The sequence below is a fragment of the Brevibacterium sp. Lmc1 genome, from assembly GCF_057654315.1.
In genome coordinates, this window is the sequence record NZ_CM172803.1 from 3,203,177 (window position 1) to 3,215,135 (window position 11,959).

At 65.4% G+C, this 11,959-nt stretch carries 11 protein-coding genes; 7 read left to right on the forward strand and 4 right to left on the reverse strand.

The features are described from left to right. Positions 1-15 precede the first annotated feature (15 nt). From crtI to AC239G_RS14330, 3 genes are read right to left on the reverse strand one after another with little or no spacing between them, the layout of a single operon-like run. Positions 16-1,581 (reverse strand): phytoene desaturase family protein, encoded by a 1,566-nt coding sequence (crtI, locus tag AC239G_RS14320; protein WP_487489125.1) that lies wholly within the window; start codon positions 1,579-1,581, stop codon positions 16-18. After that, on the reverse strand, positions 1,578-2,504 hold the full coding sequence (locus AC239G_RS14325; RefSeq protein WP_487489126.1) for a phytoene/squalene synthase family protein: 927 nt from the start codon (positions 2,502-2,504) through the stop codon (positions 1,578-1,580). The genes crtI and AC239G_RS14325 overlap by 4 nt, the downstream gene beginning before the upstream one ends. Continuing rightward, positions 2,501-3,697: a polyprenyl synthetase family protein gene (locus AC239G_RS14330; protein WP_487489127.1), complete on the reverse strand. Its 1,197-nt coding sequence runs from the start codon at positions 3,695-3,697 to the stop codon at positions 2,501-2,503. The genes AC239G_RS14325 and AC239G_RS14330 overlap by 4 nt, the downstream gene beginning before the upstream one ends. Positions 3,698-3,811: 114 nt before the next feature. On the opposite strand from AC239G_RS14330, the gene AC239G_RS14335 reads away from it, so the two are divergent. From AC239G_RS14335 to AC239G_RS14365, 7 genes are read left to right on the forward strand one after another with little or no spacing between them, the layout of a single operon-like run. Beyond that, positions 3,812-4,390 (forward strand): MarR family winged helix-turn-helix transcriptional regulator, encoded by a 579-nt coding sequence (locus AC239G_RS14335; protein WP_487489128.1) that lies wholly within the window; start codon positions 3,812-3,814, stop codon positions 4,388-4,390. Beyond that, the gene (locus AC239G_RS14340) at positions 4,387-5,661 is read left to right on the forward strand and encodes a cytochrome P450 (protein WP_482400632.1); all 1,275 of its coding nucleotides are present in this window, start codon (positions 4,387-4,389) and stop codon (positions 5,659-5,661) included. Before AC239G_RS14335 ends, AC239G_RS14340 begins: the two co-directional genes overlap by 4 nt. Beyond that, positions 5,658-6,053 carry a lycopene cyclase domain-containing protein gene (locus tag AC239G_RS14345; RefSeq protein WP_487489129.1) on the forward strand — a complete coding sequence of 132 codons (396 nt, stop codon included), beginning with the start codon at positions 5,658-5,660 and terminating at the stop codon, positions 6,051-6,053. The genes AC239G_RS14340 and AC239G_RS14345 overlap by 4 nt, the downstream gene beginning before the upstream one ends. After that, positions 6,050-6,373, forward strand: a complete 324-nt coding sequence (locus AC239G_RS14350; RefSeq protein WP_487489130.1) for a lycopene cyclase domain-containing protein — start codon at positions 6,050-6,052, stop codon at positions 6,371-6,373. The genes AC239G_RS14345 and AC239G_RS14350 overlap by 4 nt, the downstream gene beginning before the upstream one ends. Beyond that, positions 6,370-7,944: an FAD-dependent oxidoreductase gene (locus AC239G_RS14355; RefSeq protein WP_487489131.1), complete on the forward strand. Its 1,575-nt coding sequence runs from the start codon at positions 6,370-6,372 to the stop codon at positions 7,942-7,944. The genes AC239G_RS14350 and AC239G_RS14355 overlap by 4 nt, the downstream gene beginning before the upstream one ends. Next, entirely contained in the window at positions 7,944-9,404 is a 1,461-nt protein-coding gene (locus AC239G_RS14360) for a cryptochrome/photolyase family protein (RefSeq protein ID WP_487489132.1), read from the forward strand. The genes AC239G_RS14355 and AC239G_RS14360 overlap by 1 nt, the downstream gene beginning before the upstream one ends. Beyond that, positions 9,401-10,267: a Rossmann-fold NAD(P)-binding domain-containing protein gene (locus AC239G_RS14365; RefSeq protein ID WP_487489133.1), complete on the forward strand. Its 867-nt coding sequence runs from the start codon at positions 9,401-9,403 to the stop codon at positions 10,265-10,267. Before AC239G_RS14360 ends, AC239G_RS14365 begins: the two co-directional genes overlap by 4 nt. Here the strand turns inward: AC239G_RS14365 and AC239G_RS14370 are convergent. Next, positions 10,225-11,820, reverse strand: a complete 1,596-nt coding sequence (locus AC239G_RS14370; protein ID WP_487489134.1) for an SDR family oxidoreductase — start codon at positions 11,818-11,820, stop codon at positions 10,225-10,227. The genes AC239G_RS14365 and AC239G_RS14370 overlap by 43 nt on opposite strands. Positions 11,821-11,959: the final 139 nt, after the last annotated feature.

Genomic DNA, 11,959 nt, shown 5'->3' on the forward strand with positions numbered 1-11,959 from the left:
GAGCACCGGCGCACATCACACGGGTGTCGGCCCTGCCGAATGATCTCCGCGAATGCGTTTGGCCACAAGCTCTGCGCTGATGAGGCACATCGGCACACCGATGCCCGGCGCGGTCGTTGCTCCGGCGTAGAAGAGTCCGTCCACGCGTCGTGACTGGTTCTGCATCCGCAGAAATGCGCTCTGTCGGAGGATGTGCGATGGCCCGAGCATTCCTCCCTTCCACGAGTGGAAGTCCCGGGCGAAATCGGCCGGGCCCAGGGTCCTGCGCAGTCTGATCCGACTGCGCAGGTCCTCGATTCCTGCCCACAGTCCGATGCGCTCGAGCGCGGTATCGACTGCCGCCTCGAGGACGGGGCTTCCTTTCCCGTCCGATCCCCCACTGCCGATCTCCACGTCCGCCGGAACCGGAATGAGAACGAAGAGATTCTCACACCCGGCCGGTGCCACCGTGGGATCCGTGGCACTGGGTCTGCACACATAGAGCGATGCCGGCTCGGGTATCTTCTGCTCGGCACCGAAGATCGCCTGCAGGTTCTCCTCCCACTCATCGGTGAAGAACAGCGAGTGGTGCTCGAGTTCGGGCAGGGTTCCGTCGACGCCGAGCATTGCGATGATCGCCCCCGGTCCACTCTCCACCTTTGACCAATCCGACTCGGGGTAGCTGCGCAGCCGTGGCGGAAGCAGCCCGGTCTCCGTATGGTGCAGGTCGGCGGCGGACACGACGAGATCGGCCGGTTCGACATGCGATCGACCGCCGGAATCGGTCCAGCGAACTCCGCTGACGACTGTTCGACCGCCTCTGCCCTGTGTCATCACTTCCGTCGCCTCCGCCGAGGTGATCACCGTGACCCCGGCTCGGCGAGCCAGCGCTTCCAGACGTTCGACGACAGCCCAGAACCCACCCATCGGATAGAAGACTCCCTGGTCCAGGTCGAATGCGCTCAACAGGTGATAGATCGCGGGTGCGCGATTGGGGTCGGTGCCGAGGAACACCGCCGGATACGTCAGGATCCGGCGCAGGATCGATGCCGCGAACCGCCGCTCCACGAATGTCGCGAGCGGCCGCAGCAGCAATCGGGTCAGCTGCGGCAGGGACTTGAGAACATCTCGGCCGATGGTTGGTCTCAGCTTCGTGAAGGGGTTGTAGAGGAACCGGTTGCGGGCGACTTCGGCCGTCAGCCCCGCGGACCTCACGTACTTCCGCATCGCGGCACCCCCTCCAGTTTCGATGCTCTCGAACAGATCGGCCACCGCCTCGACGCCGTGCGGCACTTCCACACAGCGCAGACCGGTGACATCATCAGGCTCCGAGAAGACCCGATACCCTGGGTCGAGGAGCCGCAGATCCAGCTGCTCATCCGTACTCGTGCCCAGCAGTTCGAAGAAATGGTCATAGACCTCCCGCATGAGGAACCACGACGGCCCGGTGTCGAATCTGAAGCCCTGATCCTCAACACTGCCCGCTCGCCCGCCGAGGCGGCTGTTGCGTTCGAGGAGGGTGACCTCATGTCCGTCGCGGGCCAGAAGAGCCGAGGTGGCAAGTCCGGCGATTCCCCCGCCGATGACGATCACCCGACTCATCGCTTCGCCCCCATCCGCACCTCATAGACCGTCCGAAGGACGAGTGCCGCCTTGTGTGGGCCCGCCACTCGGATCCGACGACGCGGCAGCTCCACGGCCGGCACTTCGGCCAATCTGTCGGTCAGTGCGGAGAATAGACGCAATGCGCACAGGACTGCCAGGCGGGCGTCACCGGGCAGAAGCGGAATCGTCTGTGCGGCGGCTTCGATCTGTTCGCGGATGGCAACGACCCATCGCTCCTGTGTTCGGTCGTCGACCGCGCCATCCTCGGTGAGGTAGCTGCGCCCCAGGCGCTGCATGTCATCGCCGAGGTCGCGGAGGAAGTTGACATTCTGAAAGGCCGCTCCCAGGCTGCGGGCACCGTGTTCCAGAAGCCGCTCTTCCTCCGGTGAGTACGACTCGTCGCGAGCGAAGACCCGCAGGCACATCAGACCCACGACTTCCGCGGATCCGTAGACATAGTCGGCATGCTCCTGGGGACCGAAGCCGATCTGCCCCTCAACAGCGGTGGCCGAAACGTTCGTCGGGTGCCCCTGCAGGTCTGTCCGCATGGATGCGAAGAACGGCCGCGTCAGCTCGTCTCCGATTCCGGCGGCGCGGGCTGTACGGGCAAAGGCATGGATGATGGGGTTGCTGCTGTAGCCGAGGCTCATCCCGCTTTCTGTCTCGGCCTCGAGCCGGTCGAGCATCCGATGCTGCTGGTCGGCGGCGATGCCTGCTTCGGCGGCCACCCCGTCGACGAGCTCGTCGGCCAATCGGACCAAAGCGTAGATGTTGCGCACGTGGTCGCGGTGGCGGGAACCGAGCAGTCGCGTCGCCAGACCGAAGGACGTCGAGTAGGCACCGATGACCGACCGTGAGATCCGGTTCGATACGAACGTATAGCGTCCGAGCGGTCCCAACCGGTCGATGTCCCGCCTCATGATCGTCTCCCGTTGAGCGTGTCGATGAGGTCGTCGATGAGTCCTGCCATGTCGGGGCCGATGACATCCGGTTCGGTCGCGATGAGTTCCCGCACATTCGCCGCGAGTTCGTCGATGAGTGCCCGGACTTCCCGCTCTGCCCCGCACTCGGACAGCAGCGATCTCACTTTCGCGCCATCGGCTGTGCTCAAGTCTCCCGCACCGAAATGCGGTGCGATGTACGGCCAGGCTCCGGTTCGTCTGGCGATGGCGATGATCGCCGTCTCCTTTCCTTCGCGCAGGTCGGAGAATGCGTCCTTACCGTGCTCGTCGGCCCTGCCGAAGGTCGACAGCAGATCGTCCTGCAGCTGATAGGCCAGCCCCAGCTGCGCCCCCACCTGGCCGAGAGTGTCCTCGACATCGGGTCCGAGGCCGGCGAGGATCGCTGCGGAACGCAAGGGCAGCTCGAAAGAGTAGGTCGCCGTCTTCTGCCTGCTCATCTCCACGACGTCGACCAGCTCCGCATCGACGTGCCCGGCACTGAGCGCCACATCGGTCAGCTCACCCGATACCGATTCCACCACGGTCCGATCAAGCTGCTGCTGAAGCCGAATCCCCAATCCAACCGGCAGCGCTTCGCTGAAGATGATCTGATGAGCGGCGGACAGCAGCAGGTCTCCAACCAACATCGCAGAGCTGCGCGCCGCGTGCAGCTGCGATGCGAGCGACGCCCGACCTGTCTCGACTCCACCGACCGCCGCGTCCCCATCCCTGAGCTGGAGGCCGATGAAGTTCGGGCGACCGCGACGCATGAGGTCGCCGTCGATGATGTCGTCGTGGAGAAGAAAAGCGAAATGCAGCAGCTCGACGGCGGCAGCGATGCGCAAAGCCTGTTCTCTCGCTGCCGCCCCATTCGGGAGTGCAGTGTCCCTGAGTGCGGTGAGCGGGAGACCGCTGCCCGACCGAGGAGAGCCGACTTCCGCGAGAACTTCCTGGAATTCAACGGGGGCGAGAGCATCGAAGGCACCCATGAGAAGCCGCGGCCGCAGCAGCTTCCCGCCGAGCAGGCATTCCGAGGCTCGCTCCCAAGCGTGACTGGCAGCTGATCCCAATCCAGCCACTCGCTGGGCCTGCCTGTCCACCACACGGCGGATCTCGGACTCGATTTCAATTGTGACGGAGGGTCCGAACACGACGCCCTCGGCAGTGGTCATCGGTGAGTCCTTCGCTCGAAATGTAATAGCCTAGAACGTATAATACACTGTGGTTTAATATATACAGGAAGTTATTCTTCTAGGTTCGAGAGTGGGAAACAGTAAGATGACGATATGGAGTCATCCGAGGCCGCGGGCGCTCACGACCCGATCACAGAGAACATGTACACCGGATCGCAGAACAGCTTTCCCGGCGACCTCGTCGACTCCTCCGACCTGTCGAACGCTGACCGCGAACAGATTGCTCGACTCATGAACTCTCTCGCCCGACTGCGCGAGGCCGAGCGCACTCTCTCCGAGGCTTCGCGCAGATTCATGAAGCTCAGCGAACAGGACATGCGCGCCCTGCACTATCTCATCGCCGCGAAGCGGCAGGGTGCAGTGGTGACCCCGAAGATGCTGTCTGCTCACATGGCCATGTCGGCAGCCTCGGTGACGAAGCTGATCAATCGCCTGGAACGCGAGGGACATGTCATCAGGAAGCTGCATCCCAGTGATCGCCGGGCCTACGCCATCGAGATCACCGCGGAGACAGCACGCTCAGCACGCGAGACTGTGGGGCGTTCCCAGGCAAGACGCGTCTATGCCGCCGCCCAGCTCAGCAGCCGCGAACGCGATGCCGTCATCCGCTTCCTCGACGGAATGGCCGACGAGCTGTCCTTGAGCAAGGCCGATTGGGCGAAGAAGCAGTGAAACAGCCTCCCCCGGCGCGCCGAAGCCCGGCGCCGGGTGGGCGCAAGGCACGACGTGACAGTGAGGCGGCGGCTCCCGCTGTCGAGTCCGACCGGGGAATGTGGAGAATCCGCTCGTTCACCGCGGCTCGACAGGTATTGCGCGCCCGTGACCAGACGACTCAAGCCGGCTTCACTGCGGAGAAGATCCCCCGCGGCCTTTTCCGCTCCCATCCGATTCTCATCTCCGACGGACCGGCTCATGACCGACAGCGTCGTGAGGTCGCCCGATTCTTCGCCCCGACAGTGATCGCCGACCGCTACGGCGACACGATCGCCGCCTCCGCGCAGCGAATCGTCGACGAGGCGGTGGTCACCGGCCGATGCCGACTCGATGAGGCTGCTCTGCACTTCACGGTCGACGTGACATCGCAGGTCGTGGGACTCACCGAATCCGACACCGACGATATGGCCGCGCGGCTCACCGCCTTCTTCCGTCAGCCGCCGGTCGACCTTGCCGCAGAGAGCTGGGGCAGGTCGAATCGCCAATGGATGCAGGCTGCGGTCAACGGCATCGTTCCGCTCATCACTTTCTTCGCCCATGACGTCTTCCCCGCCATCCGTGCCCACCGACGACGACACCGCGGCGACGTCATCTCCCACCTCCTCGATTCCGGGCACAGCACCGGTGACATCCTCGTCGAGTGCCTCACGTACGGCACCGCGGGAATGGTCACGACCCGCGAGTTCATCGCCATGGCCTGCTGGCATCTGCTCGACAACGAGGAGCTGCAGCGTGAATACCGTGCAGCCGAGCAGCCTCGTCGCCTGTCCATCCTCGAGGAGATCATCCGTCTCGAACCCGTCGTCGGCCACCTCTACCGTCGCGCCACCTCCCCCATCGACATCAGCGACGGCCGCGGGGACACCACCATTCCCGCCGGCGAACTCATCGACATCTGCGTTCGCGAGACCAACATCGACACCGACCACTACGGCCACGAAGCCGAGGCTCTCTGCCCAGCCCGGCAGTGGGCCGCCCCGGCCGCAGGGATGAGTTTCAGCGACGGCGCCCACAGCTGTCCAGGGAAGGCCCTGGCATTGTTCGAAACCGATGCGCTTCTCCATCGGCTCCTCTCTTGCGAGCCCCGGCTGCTGACAGAACCCACCGTCGACTGGGACGACCTCATCGAGGGCTACCGAATCCGCAATCTCGATCTCGGCCTCCACGTGTCGGCCCGCCCCGCGCGCACGCCTGGCAGCAACGATCCCGCACGGTGGAGTCATCCATGATCGGACATTGGGACTACCTCGGCCTCATGGCCGCTTGCCTGCTCATCACGCTGCCGCTGGAGCTCGTGTTCGCCGCCCGCGTCTACCGTCGCTGGCAGGTTCTGCTCAAGTCCCTGCTGCCGGTGGTCGCCGTCTTCGCCGTCTGGGACATCATCGCCATCGCCCGCAACCACTGGACCTATGACTCCCGGTTCGTCACCGGCATCGACCTCGGGGTCCTGCCGCTTGAGGAACTCGTGTTCTTCCTCGTCATCCCGGTCTGCGCGCTGCTGAGTTACGAAGCGGTCGGCACCGTGATCGGGTGGGCAGGACGCCGCACCGGTCGCCGGACGAACCTCGCCCGCCCGGAGAGGCCCGATAACCGCCCACCGAACGACGGCGAGATCCGATGATCCCCGAGTACACCGTGATGACCGCCCTCGGCATGATCGTGGTCGTGGGACTCGAACTCCTCGTCTTCCGCAGCGGCATCTTCCGCCGCGCGAAGTACTGGGCGGCCTTGGCCATCTGCCTGGGGTTCCAATGCCTCGTCGACGGCTGGCTGACCAAATTGTCCGACCCGATCGTCATCTACAACCCGGACATGTTCCTCGGCATCCGCTTCCCGTTCGACATCCCCATCGAAGACTTCGGGTTCGGCTTCGCCATGATCACCGCGGTGCTCATGCTCTGGCAGTGGAACCTCAGCCGAAACCCCGAGGAGGCGGAATGACCCCGCACGATCCGCATGCTCGACAGCTGCCCGCCGACCCAGGACGACGCAGCCTGCTGCGCCCGAAGACCGTGACGGTCGTCGGCGCCGGAATTGCGGGCCTGTCGGCCGCGACGATTCTGGCCGAGCGCGGGGCCGAGGTCACGATCGTCGAATCCGGGCCTCGCCTGGGCGGCCGGGTCAGCGCCTGGCCGGTGGCAGACGATCGGACGATGAGCCGGGGATTCCACGCCTTCTTCCGGCAGTATTACAACCTGCGCGATCTGCTCAGCCGCACCGACCCCGATCTCGATCGTCTCCGACCGATTCCCGACTATCCCCTCATTCGCCGAGGCGGCCCCACCGATTCGTTCGCCTCGATCCCGCGGACTCCCCCGCTGAATCTCCTCGGTTTCGTGCTGAGCAGCCCGACCTTCCCGCTGCTGGGTCTGACGCGTGTCGATCTCGGCACAGCCCTTGAACTCATCGATGTCGACTTCCCGGCCTCGTTCTCTCGCTATGACGGGGAGTCGGCGGCCGCGTTTCTCGATCGTCTCCGCTTCCCGGAGCAAGCGCGCCACCTCGCCCTCGAGGTCTTCGCGCGGTCTTTCTTCGCCGACCCGGGCGACTTCTCCGCCGGTGAACTCGTCGCCATGTTCCACACCTACTTCGCAGGTTCGGCCGAAGGTCTGCTCTTCGACGTCCCCGATGACGACTACGACACCGCCCTGTGGGCACCGCTGGGACGGTACTTGGAGGACCTCGGAGTGCGCATTGAGACCACCACTGCAGCCCGCACGATCAACCGAACCCCTGGTGGCTGGAGTGTCGACACGACTGCGAGGGTCATTGACTCCGATGCGCTCGTCCTCGCCGCCGACACCGCGAGCACTCGGCGTCTGATCTCCACGATCGAGGCGCACGACGACTCTGCAGAGGCCCACGGGACCGGTCGGGCGGCACCCGCTGCTCGGCAGGAGCTGCACGATTGGTTCACCCGTGTCGCCGCGCAGCGCAACTCCCCGCCGTTTGCGGTGCTCCGGCTCTGGTTCGCCGAGGCGGTCGCGCCCGACCGACCCGCATTCCTGGGCACCAGCGGTTTTGAGCTGCTCGACAACATCTCCGTGCTCGAACGATTCGAGGCAGGTGCCGCCCGGTGGGCCGAGGAGCACGCGGGATCCGTCGTCGAACTCCATGCCTATGCCCTTGCCGACTCCGTGGACGAGGACGCAGTGGCCGAGCAGCTTCTGGCAGATCTGCACGAGGTATATCCGGAGACCAGACACATCGAAATCCTCCACCGCGAATTCCTCATCGAATCCGATTGCGGGCTCAGCGACACCCGAGCCTGGGCCGACCGGCCGGGCGTCTCCACTCCGCTGCCCGGCCTGGTCCTGGCCGGTGACCACATTCGGTGCGAACTGCCGGTGGCGCTCATGGAACGCGCGGCGACCACCGGGTATCTCGCCGCCAACGAACTGCTTAGCACCTGGCGGGTCGCAGGCACCCCGATCTGGACTCCGCCGCCGCAAGGGCTGCTGCGGCGCGGTCTGCTCGGTCGTCTACGAAGAGCGAAGAAGGAAACCAACTGATGAGCAACGAGCATCTCACCCTCGTCTGGTTCCGCGACGACCTGCGCGTCGAGGACCACGAGGCCCTGACTGCAGCCCGCGCCGACGGTCAGGTGATCGGCCTCTGGATCAGGGAGTGCCGAGACGATGATGGTCTGGGCCCACGCCCGCTGGGCGGGGCCACCCGCTGGTGGGCGCACGAGTCGCTGCGCGTCCTGGAGACCGAACTCGCACAGCTCGGTATCCCGCTGATCTTCGCAGCAGGCTCCGCTGCGGACATCGTCCCGCAGGCGGCCGCGGACCTGGAAGTCGATGCCGTGCGCTGGTCGCGCCGCTATGCGCCGGCCTCCCGCCGCCTCGACGCACAGATCAAGACACAGCTGACCGACGCCGGGTGTGCTGTGCACTCCCATACCGGCGCGCTGCTGGTCGAACCCTGGACTGTCAGCCCGCAGGGCGGGGACTTCTACAAGGTGTTCACCCCGTACTTCAACGCCGTGCGCGATCGCAGCGTCGGCGACGTCCTCCCTGCCCCACGCAGACAGACGTCTCTGACGAAGGCGGACCGCCAGACCCTCGACGGGCACTCGTGGGTGCGCGACCTCGACGACCTCGGCCTCCTCGACGGAACAGACACGGGCTCGGGCGATTTCGCTTCGGCGAAGACCCCACAGTGGTGGCAGACGACTGTGGCCGAACACTGGAGCCCCGGATGCCGAGAGGCGGCCCGAACGCTGGCGGACCTCAGCGACAGGGTCGACGACTACGCCGATTCGCATGATGTCCCGGCTGACCCAGACAGCACGTCAGGCGTGTCACCGCGACTGCGCTTCGGCGAACTCTCCCCACGGCAGCTGCTGGCCGCGGCCCTGGACCTGCCGGAGGTCAGCGACGATGACCGACAGGCATGGATCCGGCAGCTCTACTGGCGCGAGTTCTCCTGGCACCTGACCTACCATCTGCCGAACGTCGAGTCCGAGCCGATGCGGCCGGAGTTCGCGCGCTTCCCATACGAGGACGACCCCGAGGCGCTCAACCATTGGCAGAACGGGACGACCGGGATCCCCATTGTCGACGCCGGCATGGCCCAACTGTGGCAGACCGGGTGGATGCATAACCGGGTCCGGATGGCCACGGCGAGCTTCCTTACTAAGAATCTGCTCATTCACTGGTGGCACGGCGAACAGTGGTTCTGGGACACACTCGTCGACGCCGATGAAGCCAACAATCCCGTCTCCTGGCAATGGGTGGCCGGATGCGGAGCCGATGCGGCGCCGTATTTTCGGATCTTCAATCCCGAACGCCAACGTGAGCGCTTCGACCCGACCAACGAGTACGTCGGCCGGTGGCTGGGCCACGGACCGGGCGGTCTCACCAAGGCGGAGCGTTCGCACGGCGATCGCGAGCCGATCGTCGACCTCAAGGCATCGCGCCAAGCAGCATTGGCGGCCTATGACCGGATGAAGAGTGAGGCGAAATGAGCACGACGAACGGACGCAGGGTTCTCCTGGCCGGGTGCGGAGACCTGGGTACACGGCTGGGCCTGCGGCTGGTCGACCAGGAGCACGAGGTGATCGGACTGCGCCGCCGCGTCGCCGAACTGCCCGATGCCTTCGAGACCATCGCTATGGATCTCACCCGCCTCGGAGCGCCCGAGCGCGGCTGGGCCGGCGACGCCGTCCGCAGCGATCCGCGACTGGACGCACTCGACGCGGTCATCATCACTCTCACTCCTGACGAGTCGACACGGGACGGATACGAACGGTCCTACCTCCACGGGCTGAGAGGTCTCGCACACGTCCTCGAGTCACAGCCGGGCCGAGTCATCCTCGTCTCCTCCACCCGTGTCCTTGCTGAGGACCCGACGCGTGTGATCACCGAAGACGCTCCGCTCGCCCCAGGGTCCGGGCCGGGTGAGGTCCTCGCCGCGGCCGAGGCCAAAGCAGCCGAGCTCTTCGACCACCTCACGATCGTGCGCCCGGCAGGTATCTACGGACCTGGTCGAACCCGTCTCATCGACTCTGTGCGACGCGGACAGCAGTTCAATCATCAGCGGTGGACGAATCGCGTCCACCGAGACGACCTCGTTCACGGCCTCGAGCGCTTGGCCCTTGACCCTGAGCCGCCGGACCTGGTCCACGCTGTCGATTCTCTGCCTGCCCAGATGGGCGAGGTTGTCGCCTTCATCGCGGACCGCCTCGGCGTTTCCGTCCCTGGCCATATCGAGGACGAGAGGCCGGGCGGCAAACGGATCGATGGGACTCGCTTCGGCTCGCTCGTGGGTGAACTGAAGTTCCCCACCTACCGGGACGGCTTCGCATCGATGCTGATGGACCGCTCCTGATCAAAGCCTGCTCCGTGGATCATTCGCCGTCGGACACGACGCCGCGCCTCGGCGGCGATGTTCTTCGCCATTGCGGGGAAGATGAACCGATGGAACGGGGCGACGAGGGCCCAGTAGATGTGGCCGCGCAGCCCGGTGGGGATGAAGGTCGCTGTCTGGTGATACTCGCAGCCGTCGTCGGAGTCTGCCAGTGTGAATTCGAGCCACGCGTGACCGGAGACTCTCATCTCGGCGCGCAGCAACAGGCGAGAGTTTCGCTCCAGCCGTTCGACTCTCCACCAATCGACCGGGTCGCCGATGCGCAGGGTGTCCGGCAGCCGCCGACCTCGTTTGAGGCCGGCTCCCCCGACGGCTTTGTCCCAGAATCCGCGGACTTTCCAGGCCAGGGGCCAGGAGTACCACCCGTTGGACCCGCCGACGCCCTCGATCACGGGCCACACCTCGGCGGCCGAGAGACCGGGGATCGTCGCCGACCGCTCATCGGTGAAGATGCGCCTGCCCGACCACTGCGGATCATTGGGCAACGGTTGGGCAGCCTCGTCGAGCCCTCCTGCGTCGGCCTCCCAGTTCGTATCCACAGCGCCCTCGACCTCGCGACGCAACCCGAGTCGGACGGCGTCGTCGAACCTGATCAGCCCGGACTCGGGCGGTGGGATGACCTCGTCGACATCGTGTGATGAGGCCACCGCATCCTCCTGCAGAGACTGGACGAGCGGGAGTGTGAGGCGGAACGGCAGCGGTGTCACCAGCCCGACCCAGATACCTGACAGGGTCGGGGCGGGAAGCGGCAGCGCGATGACGTGACGGGGCTTGAGCCCGGCGACAGCGGCAAAGGTCCGCATCACGTCCGCATAAGTGAGGATCTGCCGCGAACCGATATCGAACGAGCAGTTGACCGCTCCTTCCACATCCGCGGCGGAAAGAAGGTAGTAGAGTGCGTCACGGACCGACAGCGGTTCGACGCGGTTGGCCACCCAGTCCGGTGCCGGCATCCACCTCAGCGTCAGGGCGAGATGGCGGACCATTTCGAACGAGGCGGAGCCGGAGCCGATGATGATGCCGGCGTTGAAGACGATCGCGTCGACCTCGGAGTCGAGCAGAATCCGTCCGACGGTCGCCCGCGAGCGCATGTGCTTCGACAGCCTGCGCCCTTCAGGATGCAGTCCTCCGAGGTAGACGACGCGGCGCACACCGGCTGATGTGGCCTCACGAACGAAGCGCTTGGCGGCTTGGGCCTCGGCCGCTTCGAAGTCCCCGCCGGACCCCATGGAGTGGACAAGGTAGTAGACCGTATCGATGCCGACGAGGCTGTCGGACAGTCCGCGACCGCTGTCGAGGTCGAGAGCTCTCACGTCGACGTCGGCTACCCAGGGAACCTGTTCGAGTTTCTCAGGTCGCCGCACCCCGACTCGGACCTCGTGACCGGCCTGCAGCAGTCGAGGCACGAGGCGACCGCCGATGTAACCGGTCGCGCCGAGCACGAGGACTCGGCGCGGGATGTGGGCCTGTCGGATGACTTCGTCGCCGGGCGACGTCGAGTGGTGGGGCTCCATGAGTCAACCCTACACACTTTGTTAACCCGATGGATACATTATCCTTAGAGGTATTTAAATTTCCAGACCTCACGCCTGATCGACGCGGCGCGACCTGCCGCGTAGACTGATTTTCCATCCGCGCTCTCCAGCGAAAGGT